Below are 21,971 nucleotides of genomic sequence, written 5' to 3'. Positions count from 1 at the left end.
TCGGCATCAGGTCGTGCGGCAAGCCGGCAAAGAGGGTTTGCTGCGCCGCGGATCGGACTAGAATGCGGAAAGGCGCCCGAGTCCTTTCTGTTTCCTCGCCTCGCCTGGCGGGGCCTATCTGGATGGAAGCGACAGGCTCCGATCGCGCGAGGGACTGGGAGTTCGTCATGAATTGTCGCAAACCTATGCCGCGCATGCGCCATCTCGCTGGGCTGCTGCTTGGCGCGGCGTATCTGACCGCAGCGTGCTTGCCGGCGGTCGCACAGAGCGCGACAAAGCCATCCGATCCGCTCTGGTCCGACGCGCCGAAGCGGGTCGACAACAGAAATCAACAGCTCGAACGACTGCCCGGTACCAACGCCCAGCAGGCCGATGCCAAGCCGGAGCGCTATCCGCTGCATCTCAAGCGCACGCTGCCCTACACTGTCATCGACAGCGTCAGTTTCATACAGGAGGGCAAGAAATACCGGCTGGTCGATCTCGATCCGGTGCCGGCGGCCAAGACCTGCAAGAATCCCGACGGCCTGCGCTGGGCTTGCGGGCTGAAGTCGCGGGTTGCGCTCAGCCGGTTGCTGCGGGCCAAGCCGATCCGATGCGCGCCGCTCGGCGAGAAGGATGGTTTTACGCTGGTCGAATGCGTGCGCAACGAAAAGGACCTGGGTGGGCAGATGGCTGCCGCCGGCTATGCGACCATGTCCGCCGGCAAGGAGCGCTATCGCGCCGAGGAAGAAGAAGCGCGCCGGAAGAAGACCGGCGTGTGGGCGGAGGCGACGGTGGCGGGGAACTGACAATCCTTTCCGCTGCGACTGTTCGGCGTGCTTGTCGCTATCAGACGACCCGCGTCGTCAGGTGCCTTCTACGTCAGGCGCGGCTGCCGACGGTCGTGAATCCCTGCTCCCAGCCGTCACCGGCGGCAATGATGCAACTCGTTCCGCCGACGTCGGTCATCACCAGTGTCCAGGTGCCGCCCTCAGAAGCGTAGATTTCCATGATCGCCGCGTCACCGACGCGACCATAGGCCGACTGGCGCTCCTGAAAATCCTTGGCGAGATCGGCCTCGAGCTGGGCACGCTGGAGACATACGCCATTCGACTGCGTTGGGGCTTGGGTCTGTGCCGATGAAGGGCCGATAAGCACAATGCCGGCCGTTGCGACCGCGCCGGCCACGCCTGCTGTCCAGTTGTGTGCCATGAGCACCTCCTTGGCCTTGGTATGTCCTTAACGAGGTTCGGAGGAAGCCTCCGCCAAGGTCGGGCCTCGGCGCGTCACCATGCGCCGATAGATGGGAACGCCCCCATCGCTGCCGGGTTCCATGCAAAAGCGATGGTTGGATAGCTGGCGGGCTAAGGCGTCCGCCTATCCGTACTCGCCAGGCTTGGGGCAGCAGTGCCGCCGCCGACCCGTCTGCCGTCAGACGTTGTCGCCGGACAAAATTGCCGAATTCTCCCAATTGTCGCCCGCGGCGACAATGCAGCTCCTGCCGGTCACGTCGGTGATGACGATCGTCCATGTCCCGGTTTCGGCGACGAAAATCTCCATGACCGCGACCTGGCCGATTGTCCCGAAGCCGAGCTGCTTTTCCTGGAATTTTTCGCCGAGCTGCGCGACCAGATTGCCACGCTCTGCGCAGAATGCGTACTGTGCATCCGCCGCATATGTGCTTGCCGCAATGAAGACGGCCGCAAGCAGCGCCTTCGTCCAACCAACACCCGTGCCATCAGGCACCTCCTTGGCCGTCCTCGCACGGCGGAAGGAGGAAACTCACCCCGCCGAAGCGATTCGGGCCGGTTTCGACATCGTCATAGCGCGCTCCCTTGCGCTTTCCGGTCCCAATAGCGAGAACTCCATGTTCTCGTTATGTCCAATATGTGGGGTACGGCGAAAGTACGCGCAAGGCCACATTTGCGTGAACATCCGTGGCCTGTCCGAGACGACAGAAACGCCGAAGCCGCAAGGCTCCGGCGTCAGAAACGTGGGTTGCATCGGGAGCAACTCGTTGACGAGCCGCCCAACAGCGCCGGTCAGTTCATCGTCGGGATGACGAACTCCGCGCCTTCCTTCACGCCGGACGGCCAGCGCGAGGTGACGGTCTTGGTCTTGGTATAGAAGCGGAAAGCGTCCGGGCCGTGCTGGTTCAGGTCGCCGAAGCCGGAACCCTTCCAGCCGCCGAAGGTGTAATAGGCGATCGGAACCGGGATCGGCACGTTGATGCCGACCATGCCGACCTGCACCTTGGAGGCGAAGTCGCGGGCGGCGTCGCCGTCGCGCGTGAAGATCGCCACGCCGTTGCCCATCTCGTGGTCGTTGGGCAGCTTCAGCGCTTCCTCGTAGTTCCTGGCGCGGACCACTGAGAGAACAGGGCCAAAAATCTCTTCCTTGTAGATGCGCATGTCGGCGGTCACGTCGTCGAACAGGCAGCCGCCCATGTAATAACCGTTCTCGTAACCCTGCATCTTGAAGTTGCGGCCGTCGACGACCAGCTTGGCGCCTTCCTTGATGCCGGTGTCGACGTAACCCTTGATGCGCTCCAGCGCCTGGGCGGTGACGACCGGGCCGAAATCGGCGGAACTGTCGGTCGAGGGGCCGACCTTCAGGCTCTCGACGCGCGGGATCAGCCGTTCCATGAGGCGGTCGGCGGTGTCCTTGCCGACCGGCACGGCGACCGAGATCGCCATGCAGCGCTCGCCGGCCGAGCCGTAGCCGGCACCGATCAGCGCATCGACCGTCTGGTCCATGTCGGCGTCGGGCATGATGATCATGTGGTTCTTGGCGCCGCCAAAGCACTGTACGCGCTTGCCGCTCGCCGTGCCGCGCGAATAGATGTAGTGCGCGATCGGTGTCGAGCCGACGAAACCGATGGCCTTGATGTCCTGGTCGTCGAGGATGGCGTCCACCACGTCCTTGTCGCCGTTGACGACGTTCAGGATGCCGGCCGGCAGGCCGGCCTCGATGAACAGTTCGGCGATGCGCAGCGGCACGCCGGGGTCGCGCTCCGACGGCTTCAGGATGAAGGCGTTGCCGCAGGCAATCGCCGGGGCGATCTTCCACAGCGGGATCATGGCGGGGAAGTTGAACGGGGTGATGCCGGCGACCACGCCAAGGGCCTGCCGCATCGAATAGACGTCGATGCCGGGGCCGGCGCCGTCGGTGAATTCGCCCTTCATCATGTGCGGCGCACCGATGCAGACTTCCACCACTTCCAGCCCGCGCTGGATGTCGCCCTTGGCGTCGGCGATGGTCTTGCCGTGCTCGCGGGCGAGGATGTCGGCTAGCGCGTCATATTCGCGGTTGGCGAGTTCCAGAAACTTCATCAGCACGCGCACGCGGCGCTGCGGGTTGGTGGCGGCCCAGGCCGGCTGTGCGGCCTTGGCGTTCTCGACGGCGGCGCGCAGTTCGGCCTTGGAGGCTAGCGCCACGGTGCCGCGCACCGTGCCGTCCATCGGCTGCATGACGTCCTGGCTGCGGCCGCTGGCTCCGGCGACATGCTTGCCGCCGATGAAATGTCCGTACTCGATCATGGTTTCTCTCCCTTGTCGTATGCTCGCATTGTCCCGCTTCGGCGGGCAAATGGCAACGCGAGGGAAATCGCAGCCGTTGTGCAGGAAATGTAGAACGACATTGTCGGACATGCGAAATTCTGCATAGATACTGCCCCATGAACTGGGATGACGTCCGCATCTTTTTGGCAGTCGCCCGCGCCGGCCAAATCCTCGGCGCGGCGCGGCGGCTCGACCTCAACCACGCCACCGTGTCGCGCCGCGTTGCGGCACTCGAGGAGTCGCTGCGGGCAAAACTGTTCCGCCGCCTCACCACCGGCAGTGAGCTGACGCCCGCGGGGGAGCGGTTCCTGGCGGTCGCCGAGCGCATGGAAACCGAGATGCTCGTTGCCCGCTCGGAGATATCGGGGGAGGGCGAGGATGTGTCGGGCACGGTGCGCATCGGGGCGCCGGACGGGTTCGGCGTTGCCTTCCTCGCGCCGCGGCTCGGCGGCCTCACCGCGCAGCATCCGGAGCTGAAGATCCAGCTCGTCCCGGTGCCGCGTTCCTTCTCGCTGTCGCGGCGCGAGGCCGACATCGCCATCACCACCGAACGGCCGAGCGAGGGCCGGCTGGTGGCGGTCAAGCTGGTGGACTACACGCTCGGCCTGTTCGCCTCGAAAGCCTATGCGGAGGTGCATGGCCTGCCCGAGACGCAGGCTGGCGTCACGGCCCACCGCCTCGTCGGCTACGTGCCCGACCTCGTCATCAACCCGACGCTCGACTACGCCGCCGAGTTCAGCCCGGACTGGAGCGCCGGCTTCATGATTTCGTCGGCGTTGGGACAGGCGGAAGCGGTGCGTTCCGGCGCCGGTATCGGCATCCTCCACACTTTTGTCGCGCGCGCCATGCCTGAGTTGGTTGCCGTCGCGTCGATCCCGCCGATCAGGCGCGCCTACTGGCTGGTCTATCATGAATCGGTGCGGCCGCTGCGCCGCATCCAGGCAGTTGCCGGCTTCATCACCAAGGCGGTGGAGCGGGAGAAGACGCTGTTCGTGTGAGGCCGGCGGAAGCCCGCTACAGGATCGCCCTTGGTCGACCATTGACCATCACGCCAGAGCGACCAGGATGATGGCGGCCGCGGTGGTCAGCACCAGAAGCGGGATCGCCCAGGTCAGGAACAGGTAGAACTGTTCCTGCACATAGACGCCGAAGGCGCGCTCGACGACGCGGAAGCGGAACAGCAGCACGTTGACGGCCAGGCTGATCGCCAGCGTCACATAGTTCAGCGCGAACAGCCGGTTGATCGGATTGTCGCCTGACTCCAGCACCTCGTAGACCGAGTTGACGGTGAAGTTCAGCGCGATCACCGCGAACAGGCCGCCTATGATGATGTTGACCAGCTCGAAGGTTTCGATCTGGAAGGCGCCGTCCTCGACGCGGTTCAGCCATACTGCCAGCAGCGGGATCAGCAGCGACGCCAGCAGCGGCACGAAGATCGAAGCGATGATCGGACCCGGGTCGCGCACCGCGCCCAGCGAGGCGGTCACGATGGCGTGCGAGGCGCCATACCAGCCGGGCTGGGCCTCGATCGCCAGATTGACGAAGCGCAGCGCCCAGCCGTCGAGGCGGGCGTTGGCCCCCGGCCGGCTGAAGTCGAGGTCGTCCTGATCGAAAGCAAGCGCCGTCTGGCTCGTGGTCTCCGCCCGCAGCGCCAGGTGCACCTGCAGTTCCTGCTGGCCGAAGGGAAAATGCAGCACGTCGTAGGGGGTGGAAAACTCACCGCCGACACGCTTCAGCATCTCGACGCGGCCATCGGGAAATATGCGCAGGCCGGTCTCGGCCGGTGCAGCCTCGCCCACCTGGTTCGAGATCACCACATCCGGTATCCAGATGCGCTTCATCTCGTCCAGTGCGGCCTCGCCGCGCAGGATGCGCGGCGGGTCGTTGGCCTCGGCGGCGGGGCGGCGCAGGCGCAGATCCTCCCAGCGCAGCCGGATATCCACGGTCGCCCTGAAGGTCGAGGCGTTCTCGTCGAAGGCCGACACCTCGACATAACCGATGGCCGCCTTCACCAGAACAGGCAGGCCCTTGCCCATGGGCAGGCTGGTGTCGGCCGTCGCTGGTGCTGAGCAAGCGAGGACCAGCGCGGCGAGCGCGACGAGGAAGGTTTTCATGCCGCCGGCTTCCCGGCGCGTTTGGCGGCGACACGGTTGTGCAAGTCGACCAGCGGCTGGAGTTCGGATGCGAACCGCTCCGATCCTTCGATCGGCACCGGTGCCCCACCGCCCGAGAGCCCGACGAAGCGGCCGATCACCACTTCCAGCGGTCTGAGCAGAAACCCGCGGATGACGACGATGATCGCGCCGGCAAGGATGACGATGGCAAACATCGCCAGGCAGGCCTGCCAGACCAGCGAGCGACCGGCGGCGGCACGCGAACCGGAAAAATCGCGCGCCGTGGCCACGACACCGAGTGATTGGCCGGCACCATCGCGCAACGGGATCAGCAGCACGCCAAAAGGCACGCCCTGGGCCTCGCGCGCATAGGTGACCGGTTCGTTGACCACGGAGATATCGGCGTCGCCGGCAAGATGACCCATCAGCGCTCCGTTGGTGGTTTCCAGCCGTACGAAGCGGCCGACGCGGTTCTGTTCACTGAAGACGGCTGGATCGAGCGCGGTGGCGAAGTCGCGCAGCGGCTTCTCCTCGATGAAGAGCGAGAATTCCAGGCCGTAGGCGCTTTTCATCGCCACCAGCACCGGGGCGAAATCCAGGCCGAACTCGACGCTGCCGGCATGATTACCCTGCATGTCGGTGACCGGCGCTACACCGAAGATCGCAGGGCCGCTGCGGGCGATCGCCAGGCCCTTGGCCGAGACGTGGTCGCGATTGACAGCCACCACCATCGGCCGGAAGCGCGACAGGTCGTCGCCGAACAGCGTCGGGTCCTGCAATCTCAGCAGCGAGGTCGCCGGCGGCACGTGGAACTGCACCTGGTCGACGCTGTGACGCTCCTTCTGGCCCTCGAACATCGCCGCGAAATTGTCGAGCAGCGCCTGCCTGTCCCTGGCCGCTACAGCCTGCCGCGTCACCGGCAGCGCGGCCAGCAGTTCGGCGCGGGCAAGCGCCTTGTTTTCGGCATCGCGCAGCGCGGTGTCGAAGATCGCCTGCATGAGTTCGAACTGGCTCTTCTCGACCGCGTCGGTCAGCCCGCCGAACAGTCTGACCGACAGCACGGTCAGCGCCGCCACGACAACAATCACCGCGGCAATCAATGCCGCGGGTGCGCTTCTGCGAAACCTCATCGCTTTTCAGCCCTCGAATCTCCCGAAGGAGACGCCCCAAAATGTCCCGGCTAATCTCTGGCAGACTTGGCGGGAGCGTTCAATCGGGGAGGATGCGGAGTATCGCCGGTCATCGCGCTGCCACGGGGCGGCGGCGCTGTCAGTGCCACATCTTGGGTATTGGGCGCGACACGCTTTAAGCGTGGCCAGAGCGGGGAAGCATGGCGTCGCCGGTATCGGAGACCTGTCCTACACGCCGGCCAGCGGCCAACGCGAAAAGGCCGGCGCTTGTGCTATTTAGAGCGCCGCTTCGTGCCCACCGCCTTGGCAGGTTTGGTCTCGGGCGCGGCCACGGCGTCCTGCGCCATGCGCAGCTTGCGCAGCCGGTCGGTCTTGGCGTCGCGGGCCTTGGATTCCGCGTCGGTGATCGTCTTGGCGGCGATGTTGGTGCGGGCGGCACGATCGCGCATGTTGTCTTTGTTGTTCATGATCATCGCCTCGAATTTCCTGCGGCTAGCGCGGAAAATAAAAAAGGGCCGGACGAGCCGACCCTCCCGTTCCCTATCGCTTCGGTGCCGGTACTTCCGCGGTCACCGTGCGAGATGGGATATTAGGCAGCCGTTAGGCTGTCCGCCGACATCTTGCCGGACTTGCGGTCGCGAACGAGTTCGTAGCCGACCTTCTGGCCTTCGTTGAGGCTGCGCAGTCCAGCGCGCTCGACAGCGGAGATGTGGACGAATACGTCCGCACCACCTTCATCAGGCTGAATGAAGCCAAAACCCTTGGTTCCGTTGAACCACTTTACGGTACCTGTGCTCATGACGATTCCTTTCAATCGTTCGTTAAATGCCGTCCGACGAGCGCAAACACGCCGAACATTTGATCGATTTTGGAGAAGAATTCGCCAGAAGGCGCCTGGGGCGCTTGGTAGACAAAATCGGCTAGCAACATCGATTTTATTTATTTAGGTTTTTCGGGCCAAAATGTCAAATCGGATCGCGATGTTAGGCGCAATCCCCCGAAGCTGCGCCACCGGCGCATGATGTATTCAGCTATAACGCGATAATCCAAGTTTCCCCACCTCGATCTCCGGCTTCCTGCCAGAAATGATATCCGCGAGCACCTGCCCGGAGCCGCAGGACATGGTCCAGCCAAGCGTGCCGTGGCCGGTGCTGAGATAGAGATTTCCGAACCGCGTGCCGCCGATGATCGGCGGGCCGTCGGGCGTCATCGGTCGCAATCCGCACCAGAATTTCGCTCCCTCCAGATCGCCGCCTTCCGGGAAGAGGTCACCGACCGAATGCAGCAGCGTCGCCTTGCGGCCGTCATGCAGGCGAAGGTCGTAGCCGGAAATCTCGGCCGTGCCGCCGGCGCGGATGCGGCCGCCGAGCCGGGTGATCGCCACCTTGTAGGTCTCGTCCATCACCGTCGATTGAGGCGCGCCGGCCTCGTCCTTGATCGGCACGGTGATCGAATAACCCTTGATCGGATAGACCGGCAGCGACAGGCCAAGCGGCTTCACCATGATCGGCGAATAGCTGCCCAGCGCCACGAGATAGGCGTCGGCGGTGAGAAGCCCGGCGCTGGTGGCGACGCTCGAAATCTTGCCGCCCTCGGCGACGATACGCTCGATCGTCGTGCCGAAGCGGAAGGTCACGCCGCGGCTCGCCGCATGCGAGGCCAGCCGTTCCGTAAACATCTGGCAGTCGCCGGTCTCGTCGCCGGGCAAGCGCAGGCCGCCGACGAATTTTCCTTTCACCTTGGCCAGCGCCGGTTCGGCGGCCATGCAGCCGGCCGGGTCCAGCACCTCGAACGGCACGCCGAACTGTTTCAGCACCTCGACGTCGCCACCGATCCCGTCGAGCTGCTTCTGCGTGCGGAAGAGTTGCAGCGTGCCCTGGCTGCGCTCGTCATAGCTTATGCCGGTCGATGTCCGAAGCTCACGCAGGCAATCGCGCGCATATTCCGCGATCGGCACCATGCGCGCCTTGTTGACGGCATAACTCTTCGAATTGCAGTTCATGAGCATCTTGAACACCCATGACCACATGGCCGGGTCGACCAGCGGGCGGATGACCAGCGGGCCGTGCTTCATCAAGAGCCATTTGACTGCCTTGACCGGAATGCCCGGCCCTGCCCAAGGCGAGGAATAGCCGGGTGACACTTCTCCTGCATTGGCGAAGCTGGTCTCCTGCGCCGGCCCGGACTGGCGGTCGACGACGGTCACCTCGTGGCCAGCTTCCGCCAGATAATGCGCCGCCGTGACGCCGATCACGCCGCTGCCGAGGATAAGAATCTTCATAGTTGCCCCTCAAACTCTGAACTTTTCGTGGATCTTTGCGGCGGCTCTCTACTCTCGAAGCAGCATAGAGTCTGCCAGCTCAGTCTACGATCAGTTTGCACTGCAATGTGATGCTGAACACGCGGGAATGGCAACGGCTTTGTCCGTATCGACGACCGCCTCTTCTGTGCCGCCCGGATTTTCGCCTGAATCGCATCCGAAGATGCCGCATGCGGGTCGGGTTTATGGTTGATGGTTCGTTAACAAAGGCGAGCGTAGACTCCCGCACCGACGAACTCAGTGCCGGAATGATGGGGCAAGCGACGAAACGGATTGCGGACAGGCTTTGCCGTGGCGCGGCTGCCGCGGCTCTGCTCGTCTCGGCGACTGTCGCGGTACGTGCTCAGCAGGTCGGCGCGGTGCCCACGCCGCCGGATTCCAGCCGCGCCGAATACGAGGCGGTCAACCGCCAGATCGAGCTTTCGGCGGACCGCGTCGAGAAACTCGCGGCCGATATCGCCGGGGTCAAGAAGGACTATGCGTCGATCACTGCCGCGCTGATCCAGGCGGCCAAGACCGAGAAGAAGCTCGGCCAGGACATCGAGGACATAACCGGCAGGCTGGACGGGCTGAAAGGCCAGGCCGATATCGTGCGCGCCTCGCTGGCATCCCGTCGCGGCGTGCTGGCGGAAGTGCTGGGCGCCTTGCAGCGCATGGGCCTGAACCCGCCGCCGGCGATCCTGGTGAAGCCCGAGGATGCGCTGTCGTCGGTGCGCAGCGCCATCCTGCTCGGCGCCGTGGTGCCGGAACTCAGGCACGAGACCGAGATCCTGATGGCCGACATGGCCGAACTGTCGCGGCTCACCGGCTCGATCGAGGCCGAGCGCGGAAGGCTGACGGCTTCCGTCACCGACCAGATGGCGGAGCAGCGGCGGCTGACCCTGCTGCTGCAGGCCAAGCAGAATCTGCAAAGCCAGACCGAGGCCGAGCTCATCACCGAGCGCAAGCGCGCCGAGGAACTTGCCGCCAAGGCGGGAAGCCTCCGGGAATTGATCGCCGCCCTCGACAAGCAGGCAGAGAAGGACAGGGCGCTTGCCGAAGCCGCGCGCGCCGCCAAGGAGAAGCTGCTGGCCCGCGACGCCGAGATCGCGGCGCTGCCGGAGAACAACCGCACCATTGCCTCCCTGCCGTTCGAGGCAATGAACGGCCAGTTGGCGCTGCCGGTCACCGGAAAATTCAAGCGGCGTTTCGGCGGTAAGGACGATAACGGCGGCGTGATGCAGGGCGACACGGTTGCGACACAATCGGGAGCCATCGTCACGGCTCCTGCCGATGGAAATGTGCTCTATGCGGGGCCATTCCGCTCATACGGACAACTCTTGATCCTTGATGCGGGCGACGGTTATCATGTCGTTCTGGCAGGGATGGATAGAATCACCGTCGCGCTCGGGCGTTCGGTTCTGGCCGGAGAACCGGTCGGCGCGATGGGAGAAGCCAGGGTGGCGAGCACTCTGGCGAGCAATGCGGTGAATGCACCGGAACTCTATGTCGAGTTCCGCAAGGATGGAAAACCCGTCGATCCGTCCCCTTGGTGGGCGGAACGTCTTTCTGGAAGGACAGGAAATGGTACGTAAATTGTCGCTTCTGATTGCCGGTGCGTTGATGGGCGCGTCCGCCATGAGCCTCGTCTACGGCAACGTCGGAACGACGGCAAACGCGGCAGGATCGGATACCTACAAGCAGCTCGCCATCTTCGGCGACATCTTCGAGCGCGTGCGCGGCCAGTACGTTACGCCGCCCGACGAGAAAGCGCTGGTCGAAAGCGCCATCAATGGCATGCTGACCTCGCTCGATCCGCATTCGTCCTACATGAATCCGGAAGCCGCCAAGGACATGCGCGTCCAGACCAAGGGCGAATTCGGCGGCCTCGGCATCGAAGTCACCATGGAAAACGAGTTGGTCAAGGTGATCACGCCGATCGACGACACTCCCGCCGCCAAGGCGGGCGTGCGCGCCGGCGACTACATCTCGGCCATCGACGGCGACGAGGTGCGCGGCATGACGCTGAACGATGCGGTCGAGAAGATGCGCGGCCTCGTCAACACGCCGATCAAGCTCACCATTTTGCGCGAGGGCGCCGACAAGCCGCTCGAGATCACGATCGTGCGCGACATCATCAAGGTCAAGGCGGTGAAGTACCGGGTCGAGAACGACGTCGGCTACATGAAGATCACCTCCTTCACCGAAAAGACCTATGACGATCTCGAGGCCGCCATCGCCGCGATCAAGAAGCAGGTGCCGGACGACAAGCTCAAGGGCTACGTGCTCGACCTGCGCCTCAATCCGGGCGGCCTGCTCGACCAGGCGGTCAGCGTGTCCGACGCCTTCCTCGACCGCGGCGAGATCGTCTCGACGCGCGGCCGCGACCCCAAGGACGTCACCCGCTTCGACTCGCGGGCCGGCGACGACATCGACGGCAAGCCGGTGGTGGTGCTCGTCAATGGCGGCTCGGCCAGTGCCTCGGAGATCGTGGCCGGCGCGCTGCAGGACCATCGCCGCGCCACCGTGGTCGGCACGCAGTCTTTCGGCAAGGGCTCGGTGCAGACCATCATTCCGCTCGGCGAGAACGGCGCGCTGCGGCTAACCACCGCGCTCTATTACACGCCGTCCGGCAAATCGATCCAGGGCAAGGGCATCACGCCTGACATCAAGGTCGACCAGCCGCTGCCGGAAGACCTGAAGAACGTCGACACGACACGCGGCGAGTCGGATCTGAAGGGCCACATCAAGGGCGCCGACGAGAGCGACCAGGGTTCGGGTTCGGCCGCCTATGTGCCACCGGATCCGAAGGATGACGTGCAGCTGAACTACGCGCTCGAATTGCTGCGCGGCACCAAGACCGACCCGGCCTTCCCGCCCAATCCGGACAAGGCCGTCCTGAACCAGTGAGCGTTCAAGCGAAGGCGGCGGAGTTTTTTCTCCGCCGCCTTTTCCATCGGCGAAGCGTATCCGCCGCCGCAGGTACCGAATTGGCCGTCGGCTCCGGTTGCCCATACGAAAGGCTGCCGCAAGCTTCCGATGGCATGGTGCAGCCGACGGGATTTGCCTGAAATTCGGCAAAGGGGTGCGGCTTGTCGATCACACAGAGGGAAATCGAACGTCCGCTGGGGCAGGGGCTCACGCTCGGCGACCCGGTTGAACGGCGCCTCTCCCCTGCCTTGATAACCTCCAGCCTCGCCGTTCTCGCCGTTCTCGCCGTCGCTGGCTCGATCGCCTTTCGCGAGCGGCCGTTCCGCATGCCGGCTCCGGTCGTGACGACGACGCCGGAAGTCGCGGTTGCCGCTCCGGACAAGACCGGCCCGGCCAATTCTGGCGCACAGCCCGGCGGTGCAAAGATCATCCAAGTTGACCCGGCTGACAGGCCGGCCAATTCCGGCGTCGTGGTGATCCGCGATCCGTCGGCAATCGGCCAGAACCTGCGCGTCGCACATCTGCCCGATCCGGCGCTGATCGAAAAATCCGAGACCGGGCCGCTGCCGATCCGCGCCGCCGACGGCAGGCGGCCCTTCGACGTCTATGCGCGTCCGTGGTCCGGCGCGCGCGGAGCGCGGGTCGCCATCGTGCTCGGCGGCTTCGGCATCTCGCAGACCGGCACGCAGGCGGCGATCGAGCGCCTGCCGTCGGAGATTACCATCGCCTTCTCGCCGCAGGGCAACAGCATCGGCCGCTGGATGCAGGCGGCAAGGCAGAAGGGGCATGAGATTGTAATGCAGGTTCCGCTGGAGCCGTTCGACTATCCGAACGTCAATCCAGGCCGCAACACGCTGACGGTCGACGCCTCTGCCGACGCGAATATCAAGAATTTACGCTGGGCGCTGTCGCGCACCACCAACTACACCGGCGTGATGAATTTCATGGGCGCTCGCTTCTCGGCCGACGGCGAGGCTATGCAGCCGATGCTGGCGGAACTTGGAAAACGCGGCCTGCTCTATCTCGACGACGGCTCGTCGGCGCGCACCACGGCACTGGAACTGGCGCTGAAGAACGGCGTACCGTTCGCCGCCGGCGACGCGACGCTCGACACCGACCGCGATCGCGGGGCCATCCTGAAGAAGCTGGACGAGTTGGAGCGCACCGCCCGCGCCAAGGGTTTTGCGATCGGCACGGGCTTTGCCTTCGATTCCACCGTCGACGCCGTCGCCACCTGGGCTAACGAGGCCAAGAAACGCGGCATTGAGATCGTGCCGATCTCGGCGCTGGCGAGCGACCCGGAGCGGTAGGTTCTTGCGGGCGGCCTCGAAGGACGCACGCCGTTCATAAAATTCCGAGGTTGCTGGTATAGGTCACCACCTCAGCCGAACGCGCCCAAGGACCTGCCCGATGCCCAAATCGAAAAAACCCGTCGACCCCGATTCCCTGCCTTACCGCCCCTGCGTCGGCGTCATGGTGCTGAACCGCGAGGGGTTGGTGTGGACCGGCCACCGCATCGCCCAGCCGGATAGCGAGTTCGCCGGCACGCCGCTGCTCTGGCAGATGCCGCAGGGCGGCATCGACAAGGACGAGGAACCGTATCCGGCGGCGTTGCGCGAACTCTACGAGGAGACCGGCATGCGCTCGGTGTCGCTGCTGGCCGAGGCGCCGCATTGGATCAAATACGACCTGCCCGAAAACCTCGTCGGCGTCGCCTTCAAGGGCAGATATCGCGGCCAGACGCAAAAATGGTTCGCGCTGCGCTTCACCGGCGATGAGCGCGAGATCGCCATCAACCCGCCGCCCGGCGGCCACGAGGCCGAGTTCGACGATTGGGCGTGGAAGCCGATGGCCGAACTGCCCGACCTGATCGTGCCGTTCAAGCGTCACACCTATGTCGAGGTCGTCGCCGCCTTCCGGCATCTGGTAGCGTGAGGATCGCGCCTTTCATCGCGGCTCTGTTTGTGCTCCTCATGCCGCTCGCAGTGGCCGGCGCGGAGGAAACGCAGGTTTCGGCAAATGGTTTTCCCGCGACGCTTTCGTGGCCGGACGGCGTGCGAACTGCTCCCGTCATGCTGTTCATCGCCGGTTCGGGGCCAACCGACCGGGACGGCAACAGCCCGCTTGGCGTCAAGGCGGCTTACCTCGCCAAGCTGGCCTACGCGCTCTCGCTGCAAGGCGTTGCCAGCCTGCGCTTCGACAAGCGCGGGGTTCCCGGCAGCCTGCCGGTCTTGTGTGAGGAGGACGTCACGCTCGATATCTATGTCGATGACGCCGGCACGGTGCTTGACTGGCTTTCCGCACAGCCCGGTGTTGGTGCGGTTCTCCTGCTCGGTCACAGCGAGGGCGGGCTGATTGCACTCGACCTCGCCAAGCGGTGGCAAGGCCTTGCCGGGCTAGTCCTGGTCGCCACGCCAGGCCTGCCGCCAGCCGAGACGCTGCGTGCTCAGATGCAGGCGTTGCCGGAGCCAATGCGGTCGCGTGCGCTCGAAATTTTGGCGGAAATCGATGCGGGGAGTTCGGTTGAAGACGTACCCGAAAACCTCGCGGGGCTGTTTCGGCCCTCGGTTCAACCCTTTCTGCGTTCGCTGCTTTCGCGCCGTCCGGCGCAAACCCTCGCCGACCTGCGCCAGCCGGTGCTGATCATCGGCGGGGGGACGGACCTCCAGGTCGGCCGGGCGGATTTCGACGCGCTGCATACAGCGCGTGGTGACGCTGAAACCCTTTGGCTCGACCGGATGAACCATGTGCTGACCGACGCGCCGTCGGACCGCGCCAGCAATCTCGCCACCTATTCCGATCGTGCCGCCGTGCTGAGCAACGGGCTTGCGCCGGCCATCGCCGGCTTTGTCGAGCAAGTGCAGCAGAAGTCCGCGCCTTGACGGGTTGCGGCGGGCTGGCCAGCGCACTACTCATTTCCCGATCCTTTTTCGACCAACGAAAACTGAGCCATGACGAAGCGCGAAGAACAGGCCGATCGGGCTAGCGACGCTGCGGCGCTCGCCGAGGCAGGCGCGGTGCTCACCATCGACCTCGGCGCCATCCGCGCCAACTACCGGCTACTCAAGGGCAAGCTTGGCGGCGCGCGTTGCGCCGCTGTGGTCAAGGCCGATGCCTACGGGCTCGGCGCGGACAGGGTCGCGCCAGCGCTGGCCGAGGAAGGCTGCGACACCTTTTTCGTCGCGCATCTCGGCGAAGGCATTGCGCTGCGGAAAATCCTTGGCGCTGTGCCGGAGATTTTTGTCCTCAATGGCCTGCCGCCCGGCTCAGAGGAATTTTGCGTGGCGGCCGGCCTCGTTCCCGTCATCAACAGCGAGGCGCAGCTTGCCGCCTGGCGGACGGAAGCCGTGCGCTCCGGCAAAACCTTGCCGGCGGCGGTGCAGGTCGACAGCGGCATGGCCCGGCTCGGCATGCCGCCCGAGGAGGTGGAGCGGGTCGCCGCCGACCCGCATGCCTTCGACGGTATCGATCTGAAGCTGGTGATGAGCCATTTCGCCCGCGCGGACGAGCCTCGCGAAGCGTCCAATGCGGAACAACGGGCGGCCTTCGAGGCGCTGGCGCGAAAGCTGCCGGCGGCGGCGCGCTCGCTCGACAATTCACCGGGCGTCTTTCTCGATGTTGAAAACCATTTCGACCTCGCGCGGCCGGGCTGCGCGCTCTACGGCTCCAACCCGGTGCCCGGCAAATCCAACCCGATGCGGCCGGTGGTCAAGCTCGAGGCGAAGGTTATCCAGACGCGCGAAATTGCCGCCGGCGCCGGCATCGGCTACGGCCACGCTGCGAAGGCGGTCGACCCGATGCGGCTTGCGACAATCTCGCTGGGTTATGCCGACGGATGGCACCGCCGCGCCGCCTCGTTCGCCTTCTTTGCCGGCAAAAGGCTTCCCTTTGTCGGCCGCGTGTCGATGGATTCGATCATTCTGGATATTTCCGCGCTGCCACCCGGGTCGCTGGCGCCCGGCACGCTCGTCGAACTCATCGGCCCGCACCAGAGCGTCGACGAGGTCGCGGCGCAGGCCGGCACGATCGGCTACGAGGTGCTGACCAGTCTCAGGCACCGCTTCCATCGCGTGTATATGGATGGGTGAGGGTGGGCGCGGATTTCGCCGTCAAATCTTCAGCAAGCGAGTTGGCTGTAAGAAAAGGACCTGCAGTGTCCATCATGGCAATCGCAAGAGGCTCCGCCCCCAACTCCAAAAGGGTCGAGAGGGGTAATTCTCCCGAGGGATTGCTCGGTAGGATTGGTGAACCAATTGAATGCCGCGCATTTTGACGCTATCTTGCGTCAGTATGATAGGCATTTTGAACTGGAGATAACGGATGGGGCTCGCCCAATACGCCGAAGAAGGCATGTTCGCGCCGCGCAAGATCGCGAATGCCCTTCGCACGACCAGTGAGGAGGTTGCGCGCACGGCCGGGCTCGGCAAGGATGCCGTGCAGCGTAAGGACAGGGTGCGGTCGGACAGGACGCAGCGGCGGCTGCGCGAAATGGTCGAGGTTCTCAACAAGGTCGAACCGCGCTTCGGAACGGCTCTCATGGCCTATGCGTGGTATCGGTCCGAGCCGCTACCCGGTTTCTCAGGACAGACTGCCATGCAACTGGTGCGTACCGGTCGGGTCGATGAGGTGCTCGACTATATCGACGCGGTCGATGCCGGCGTTTACGCCTGACCGTGGCGATCCGGTTCGCAGGAAAGCTCTACCGGGCGCTCAATCCAGTCTATGCGCGCGAACCGCTGTCGGGACGGGGGGCCGAACTTTATGGAGGACGGTTCAATCCGAAAGGCGTACCGGCGCTCTATTTGTCACTGTCGGTCATGGCAGCGCTGAGGGAGGTAAACCAGGTCGGTAATCTTCAGCCCACGACACTGGTCTCATACGACGCCGAAATCGTCGATGTCTTCGACAGCCGGGACGAGGCGGCGATCGTCGGCGCAGGTATGGACATGGCCGCGCTCGGCGACACGACATGGCGCGATCAGATGAAGACGACCGGAGAAGCGAAAACGCAGGCCTTCGCCCGTAGACTTATCGCAGCAGGCTACAACGGTCTGCTCGTCAGGAGTTTCGCACCCGGTTCGACCGTTGACGATCTGAACCTTGTTCTTTGGCATTGGGGCGAGCATGCTCCATCGAGGCTCGTCCTGGTCGACGACGAGAATCGGCTGTCGCGATAGAACCGTGTTGGGCGAACAAATCGCCTTCCAACTCACACCCGATGATACGGGTGCCCTGAAAGAATCGTCGTCGCCCGATAAAGCTGCTCCGCCAGCATGATGCGCACCATCTGGTGCGGCCAGGTCAGCGCACTGAGTGACCACACCAGTGCTGCCCGCTCGCGCAGGCGCTCGTCATGGCCGTCCGGCCCGCCAATGGCGAAAACCGCCTGCCGCCTGCCCTCGTCGCGCAGCGCGCCCAGTTTCTCCGCGAATTGCGGCGATGAAAAATTCCTGCCGCGCTCGTCGAGCAGGATGAGCGCCGCCTTGTCATCGACAAAGGCAAGCAGCCGGTCGGCTTCCTCGCGTCCGCGCTCGGCGGCGCTCGCCGCACGGCTCTCGGCGATCTCGGTCAGGCCGAAGAATTCGAGGCCGATCCCCGGCCCGCTCTTTGCAAAGCGGTCGAGATAGCGCGCGGCCAGTTCCTTCTCGGGGCCGGCCTTCATGCGGCCCACGGCATGGATCGATATTTTCATGGCGTTCCGCCTTACAGGCGAAAGCCGGCTGCCGCCAGACTGCGTCAGCTCATGACGGCGCGTCCGCCTGCTGCGTCAATGCAGGGTCTCTTCGTCCAAGTCCGGCGTCTGCCACATCTTTTCGAGATTGTAGAATTCGCGGACCTCGGGGCGGAAGACATGCACGATGATGTCGCCCGAATCGATCAGCACCCAGTCGGCGCCGGTCAAGCCCTCGACGCGGGCATTGCCGAAGCCGGCGTCCTTGAGCGCCGTCAGCAGGTGGTCCGCGACGGCCGCCACGTGACGGTGCGACCGCCCCGAGGCCACGACCATGTGGTCGGCGAGGCTGGACTTTCCCTGAATGTCGATTGAGACGATGTTTTCGGCCTTGGAGTCATCAAGACTGGCAAGGACTGTTTCGAGGGCGCGGGACACGGAGTCATATCCGCTGATCCCGGCCGGCGAAGGCATTGGATATGCCTTCTTCCGTAGTGCTGTTCTCAGTGTCTTTCCTTTCGCGACAAGAACAACTAGTGATCCGCCAAATCAGCGGATACTGTGAAGATAGGCGCAGCAGGGTGAAGGTTTCAAGACACCTTCGCCACCCGATTTCTTGCGATGCGGGATGGGGTATGCGCGGGGCGCAAACAATGGCTCCGTGGGGAACGCATCCGCCGCCCGCAAGTTTCGGTCGAATTGCGGCAAACGGAGGCAGGATGATGGACGGCGTGACGCAGGACGCATTGGCGACGATCGGCACGGGTTTTGACGCCGTGTGGGCACTGGCGATTGCCTATTCCTTCTCGGTCTTGGGCGCGGTCATGCTGATCATCATCGGCTACGTCATCGCCGGGTTGATCGAGCGCGGCATTTCCGCGGGTCTCGGTAGGGTGCCCGGCTTTGACCAGACGCTGCGCCATTTCTTCGCGACCACGGCGCGTTACGCGGTGCTGCTGCTCGTCCTGGTCATGGTGCTCGGCCAGTTCGGCGTGCAGACGGCGTCGATCATCGCGGCGATCGGCGCGATCGGCCTCGCCATCGGACTGGCGCTGCAAGGCACGCTGCAGAACATCGCGGCCGGCATCATGCTGCTGGTGCTCCGCCCGTTCCGTATCGGCGAATCGATCGAGGTCGGCGCGGTCGCCGGCGACGTGGAGGAGATCGGCCTGTTCGCCACCAAGCTGAGGGCCGCCGACGGCACCTACATCCTCGCGCCCAACTCGAAGCTGTGGAACGAACCGGTGCGCAATTCTACCCGCAACCGGGTCCGCCGCAACGACGTGACGGTCAACATAGGATATGGCGACGACATCGACACGGCCCAGCGCATGCTGACCGAGCTTGCAGGCGCCGATGCCCGCGTGAAAAAACAGCCGGCGCCGCTTGCCTTCGTCAACGCACTTAACGACGCGTCCATACAGATGGTGCTGCGCTACTGGACCTCGGACACCGATTTCTTCCGCACAAAACTCGACCTGACGAAACTCGCCAGGACAAGGCTTGCCGCCAAGGGCATCGGCTTTCCCGATCCGCAGCCGGCGCCGCCGGCAGTCGAGCCGGACTATGAGGAGGTCCGAGAAACGCCGCGCGCGGCGGCGCGCCAGACCCGGCAATAGGCCACCCGCATCGACCGTACTGTATGCACGCTTCATCCGCATCCTCGATGCGTGCACCGAAGGCGGCTGGTTTCGGAGCAATCCGTCCGGCAATTACTCCGCCTCGCCAAGGCGCGTTGCTACGGGACCGAATGCATTCTCATTACCGGCCGAAGTCATCGTTTAAAATCCGCAGCGCTGTGTCGCTATTTATCCAACAAGGATGAGGATTTAATCCGCCGAGAGGCTTCCGGATAAGTTTCGAAACAGTTGTTTCATACCCATGATGGTTAATATTGCGGAACATTTGAACCTGCGTTAGCCTGTTTTTGAAAAAATTCCGCCGGCAAACAACAGTCGCCCGCCCTTTTTGCTCCACGTTCTCAACTCTGACCGCATCCGTCGAGGAACATCATGGTCGCCTACAACATCACCAGCATGAGCCGCATCTCGATCTCCACCACCGGCAGGCCGGGCAACATCGCTTCGATCTCTCCTGATATTTCCGGCGACGGCCGCGTCATAACCTTCACCAGCGCCTCGACCACGCTGGACCCGACCGGCGGCAGCAACGGCGACTTTACCCATGTCTACCTGCGCGACACGCTGACCGGCACGACGACGCTCGTCACCATGGGTTTCAACGGGACTCCCGCCAACACCGGCGGTGGCAATTCGTCGGTTTCCGACGACGGCCGCTTCGTCTGCTTCGTCGGCGAGCCTGGCTACTTCGTTGAGGGTGAAACGCCCAGCTCGACCGACACCATCTATGTGCGCGACATGGCCTCGGGCACGACGATCAGCATCCCCCAGATCGTTCCCGGCGGCGCAACCCTTGGTGATCCCCAGATGAGCGGGGATGGGCGCTACGTCGTTTATTGGCAAGACCAAAACGTCTACCGCTACGACCTTCGGACGCAGCAGACCGAGAACGCGTCGCTGCCGATTACCGGGGTGCCGGCCAACGGATTCTCGGTTTTCGGCGATATCTCGCATGACGGCCGTTACGTCGTCTTCCGGAGCGATGCGACCAATCTGCTCGATCTGGACGGCAACGACGACAACGGCGTATCGGACATCTTCCTGCGCGACATGGCAACGGGAACGCTGGCCCGCGTGTCGCTGACCGATGCGGACGGCCAGACGAATGGCTACAGCTTCGATGCCGTCGTTTCCGACAACGGCCGCTATGTCGTCTTTACCAGCGAGGCATCGAACCTCATTGCCGGTCCGAGCAGCGGTCACGACCAGATTTTCGTCCGCGACACGGTGGCGGGCACGACGAAAATCGTCTCGGCCCCCGCCGGCGACATACAGGGCGACGGCGACAGCGGTCATGCCGACATCTCGGCCAACGGCCGCTATGTTGTGTTTGACAGCGTTGCCGATAACCTGGTGGGCGGCGACTTGAACGGAAAGAGCGATGTCTTTCTTCGCGACATGGTCACCGGTTCGATCGTCATGCTTTCGATTACCGGTTTTGGCGGCTTCTCCAACGGTGATTCCTACGGCGCCGATATCTCGGCCGACGGCCGTTATGTGACGTTCTACAGCACCGCCTCCAACCTGACCGCCGGCGACAGCAACAACACGACGGATGTCTTCCGCGTCTCGCTGTTCGCCTCCAGCGCGGCCGACTTTTTGATCGGAGGGAGTGGAGCGGACAACATTTCGGGCCTCGGCGGCGACGACCTCATCAATGGCGGTGGTGGCGCCGACTCGATGGCCGGCGGCGCCGGCGGCGACACCTGTTACGTCGAAAACGCCGGCGACAAGGTGACCGAGGCGGCCGGCGGCGGCTTCGACAAGGTCCTGAGTACCGTCAACTATGTGTTGACCGCCAATTCGGAGGTCGAGCTTTTGACCACCAGGGACACGGTGGCGACCGCAGCGATCAACCTGACCGGCAATGCGCTGCGCCAGGAGATCATCGGCAATGCTGGTGTCAACACGCTGAAGGACGGCGGCGGCGCCGGCGACCTGTTGCGCGGGCTGGGCGACAACGACACCTATCTCGTCTACGCTTCGGCCACGACCATCGCCGAGGCCGGCGGGCAAGGCACCGCCGACAGGGTTTTGGCCGCCGTCGACTACAAGCTCGGCACCGGCGTCTCTGTCGAGCAGATGCAGACCACCAGCTCCACCGGCACCACCGGCATCAATCTCACCGGCAACGAGTTCGTCCAGAAGATCGTCGGCAATGCCGGAACCAACCTCATCGACGGTAAGGGCGGCTCCGACACGCTGTCCGGCGGCAGTGGCACGGACTATTTCACTTTCACCACGGCGCTCGACGGCGCGACCAATGTCGACACGATCACCGACTTCAACGTCGCGGCAGACACGATCCGGCTGGAAAACGCGGTCTTCGCCGCGCTGACGGCAACCGGCGCGCTGGCATCCGGCTTCTTCCGCGCCAACGCCACCGGCACCGCGCAGGACGTCAACGACTTCATCGTCTACGAGACCGACACCGGAAAACTGTTCTACGATGCAGACGCCAACGGCGCCGGCGCGGCCATCCAGTTCGCGCTGCTCAACGGACATCCGACGATCACCGCGGCGGACTTCACGGTGATCTAAGATTGCGACCCGCACGAAACGCCATCATGGCGCGATTCCCGTTGAACAATCCACCGGCATGTGCCTAATTCGCTGGCAGCCTGGCGAGGGATGACCGGTCTCGCGT

Annotated in this window: 22 protein-coding genes; 12 read left to right on the top strand and 10 right to left on the bottom strand. The window is 64.2% G+C overall.

Annotation, left to right across the window (positions count from 1 at the left end; all coding sequences use genetic code 11):
- The first annotated feature begins 167 nt into the window (after positions 1-167).
- The gene (locus ACH196_RS10955) at positions 168-788 is read left to right on the top strand and encodes a thermonuclease family protein (protein WP_396646923.1); all 621 of its coding nucleotides are present in this window, start codon (positions 168-170) and stop codon (positions 786-788) included.
- Between the two features lie 73 nt (positions 789-861).
- Here the strand turns inward: ACH196_RS10955 and ACH196_RS10950 are convergent, their stop codons facing one another.
- From ACH196_RS10950 to ACH196_RS10940, 3 genes are all read right to left on the bottom strand, one after another.
- Positions 862-1,191 (bottom strand): hypothetical protein, encoded by a 330-nt coding sequence (locus ACH196_RS10950; RefSeq protein WP_396646922.1) that lies wholly within the window; start codon positions 1,189-1,191, stop codon positions 862-864.
- Between the two features lie 219 nt (positions 1,192-1,410).
- Complete coding sequence (locus ACH196_RS10945) at positions 1,411-1,725, bottom strand: hypothetical protein (protein ID WP_396646921.1); 315 nt, start codon at positions 1,723-1,725, stop codon at positions 1,411-1,413.
- Between the two features lie 296 nt (positions 1,726-2,021).
- Positions 2,022-3,518: a CoA-acylating methylmalonate-semialdehyde dehydrogenase gene (locus ACH196_RS10940; RefSeq protein WP_396646920.1), complete on the bottom strand. Its 1,497-nt coding sequence runs from the start codon at positions 3,516-3,518 to the stop codon at positions 2,022-2,024.
- A 137-nt stretch (positions 3,519-3,655) separates the two neighbouring features.
- On the opposite strand from ACH196_RS10940, the gene ACH196_RS10935 reads away from it, so the two are divergent.
- A complete protein-coding gene (locus ACH196_RS10935; protein WP_396646919.1) occupies positions 3,656-4,537 on the top strand; it encodes a LysR family transcriptional regulator in 882 nt (293 codons plus the stop codon).
- A gap of 48 nt (positions 4,538-4,585) precedes the next feature.
- On the opposite strand, the gene ACH196_RS10930 is transcribed toward ACH196_RS10935, so the two are convergent.
- The 5 genes from ACH196_RS10930 to ACH196_RS10910 form a co-directional block, all read right to left on the bottom strand.
- Positions 4,586-5,653, bottom strand: a complete 1,068-nt coding sequence (locus tag ACH196_RS10930) for a hypothetical protein (protein WP_396646918.1) — start codon at positions 5,651-5,653, stop codon at positions 4,586-4,588.
- Entirely contained in the window at positions 5,650-6,783 is a 1,134-nt protein-coding gene (locus ACH196_RS10925) for a cache domain-containing protein (RefSeq protein WP_396646917.1), read from the bottom strand. The genes ACH196_RS10930 and ACH196_RS10925 overlap by 4 nt, the downstream gene beginning before the upstream one ends.
- A 272-nt stretch (positions 6,784-7,055) precedes the next feature.
- Positions 7,056-7,250: a hypothetical protein gene (locus ACH196_RS10920; protein WP_396646916.1), complete on the bottom strand. Its 195-nt coding sequence runs from the start codon at positions 7,248-7,250 to the stop codon at positions 7,056-7,058.
- A gap of 122 nt (positions 7,251-7,372) precedes the next feature.
- Positions 7,373-7,582 (bottom strand): cold-shock protein, encoded by a 210-nt coding sequence (locus ACH196_RS10915; protein WP_396646915.1) that lies wholly within the window; start codon positions 7,580-7,582, stop codon positions 7,373-7,375.
- A gap of 228 nt (positions 7,583-7,810) precedes the next feature.
- Complete coding sequence (locus tag ACH196_RS10910) at positions 7,811-9,064, bottom strand: D-amino acid dehydrogenase (RefSeq protein WP_396646914.1); 1,254 nt, start codon at positions 9,062-9,064, stop codon at positions 7,811-7,813.
- Between the two features lie 287 nt (positions 9,065-9,351).
- On the opposite strand from ACH196_RS10910, the gene ACH196_RS10905 reads away from it, so the two are divergent.
- From ACH196_RS10905 to ACH196_RS10870, 8 genes are all read left to right on the top strand, one after another.
- The gene (locus tag ACH196_RS10905; protein WP_396646913.1) at positions 9,352-10,677 is read left to right on the top strand and encodes a murein hydrolase activator EnvC family protein; all 1,326 of its coding nucleotides are present in this window, start codon (positions 9,352-9,354) and stop codon (positions 10,675-10,677) included.
- Positions 10,667-11,992: a S41 family peptidase gene (locus ACH196_RS10900; protein ID WP_396646912.1), complete on the top strand. Its 1,326-nt coding sequence runs from the start codon at positions 10,667-10,669 to the stop codon at positions 11,990-11,992. The genes ACH196_RS10905 and ACH196_RS10900 overlap by 11 nt, the downstream gene beginning before the upstream one ends.
- A 182-nt stretch (positions 11,993-12,174) precedes the next feature.
- Complete coding sequence (locus tag ACH196_RS10895; RefSeq protein ID WP_396646911.1) at positions 12,175-13,323, top strand: divergent polysaccharide deacetylase family protein; 1,149 nt, start codon at positions 12,175-12,177, stop codon at positions 13,321-13,323.
- A 100-nt stretch (positions 13,324-13,423) separates the two neighbouring features.
- Entirely contained in the window at positions 13,424-13,948 is a 525-nt protein-coding gene (locus ACH196_RS10890) for an RNA pyrophosphohydrolase (protein ID WP_396646910.1), read from the top strand.
- Positions 13,945-14,895: an alpha/beta hydrolase gene (locus ACH196_RS10885; RefSeq protein ID WP_396646909.1), complete on the top strand. Its 951-nt coding sequence runs from the start codon at positions 13,945-13,947 to the stop codon at positions 14,893-14,895. The genes ACH196_RS10890 and ACH196_RS10885 overlap by 4 nt, the downstream gene beginning before the upstream one ends.
- Positions 14,896-14,964: 69 nt before the next feature.
- The gene (gene alr / locus ACH196_RS10880) at positions 14,965-16,101 is read left to right on the top strand and encodes an alanine racemase (protein ID WP_396646908.1); all 1,137 of its coding nucleotides are present in this window, start codon (positions 14,965-14,967) and stop codon (positions 16,099-16,101) included.
- Positions 16,102-16,333: 232 nt separating this feature from the next.
- The gene (locus ACH196_RS10875) at positions 16,334-16,684 is read left to right on the top strand and encodes an MbcA/ParS/Xre antitoxin family protein (protein WP_396646907.1); all 351 of its coding nucleotides are present in this window, start codon (positions 16,334-16,336) and stop codon (positions 16,682-16,684) included.
- Between the two features lie 8 nt (positions 16,685-16,692).
- Positions 16,693-17,190, top strand: coding sequence for an RES family NAD+ phosphorylase (locus ACH196_RS10870; RefSeq protein ID WP_396646965.1), 498 nt, complete (start codon positions 16,693-16,695; stop codon positions 17,188-17,190).
- Between the two features lie 32 nt (positions 17,191-17,222).
- On the opposite strand, the gene rlmH is transcribed toward ACH196_RS10870, so the two are convergent.
- Both rlmH and rsfS read right to left on the bottom strand, forming a co-directional pair.
- On the bottom strand, positions 17,223-17,705 hold the full coding sequence (rlmH, locus tag ACH196_RS10865) for a 23S rRNA (pseudouridine(1915)-N(3))-methyltransferase RlmH (RefSeq protein WP_396646906.1): 483 nt from the start codon (positions 17,703-17,705) through the stop codon (positions 17,223-17,225).
- Between the two features lie 75 nt (positions 17,706-17,780).
- Positions 17,781-18,158, bottom strand: a complete 378-nt coding sequence (gene rsfS / locus ACH196_RS10860) for a ribosome silencing factor (protein ID WP_396646905.1) — start codon at positions 18,156-18,158, stop codon at positions 17,781-17,783.
- Positions 18,159-18,406: 248 nt separating this feature from the next.
- On the opposite strand from rsfS, the gene ACH196_RS10855 reads away from it, so the two are divergent.
- Positions 18,407-19,303 (top strand): mechanosensitive ion channel family protein, encoded by an 897-nt coding sequence (locus tag ACH196_RS10855; protein ID WP_396646904.1) that lies wholly within the window; start codon positions 18,407-18,409, stop codon positions 19,301-19,303.
- 393 nt (positions 19,304-19,696) lie between these two features.
- A complete protein-coding gene (locus tag ACH196_RS10850; RefSeq protein WP_396646903.1) occupies positions 19,697-21,865 on the top strand; it encodes a hypothetical protein in 2,169 nt (722 codons plus the stop codon).
- Positions 21,866-21,971: the final 106 nt, after the last annotated feature.

Source organism: Mesorhizobium sp. IMUNJ 23232 (assembly GCF_044326205.1).
Lineage (GTDB): Bacteria > Pseudomonadota > Alphaproteobacteria > Rhizobiales > Rhizobiaceae > Kumtagia.
Note: the sequence above shows the minus strand (reverse complement) of the source record. Positions and strands in the feature narration are given on the sequence as shown.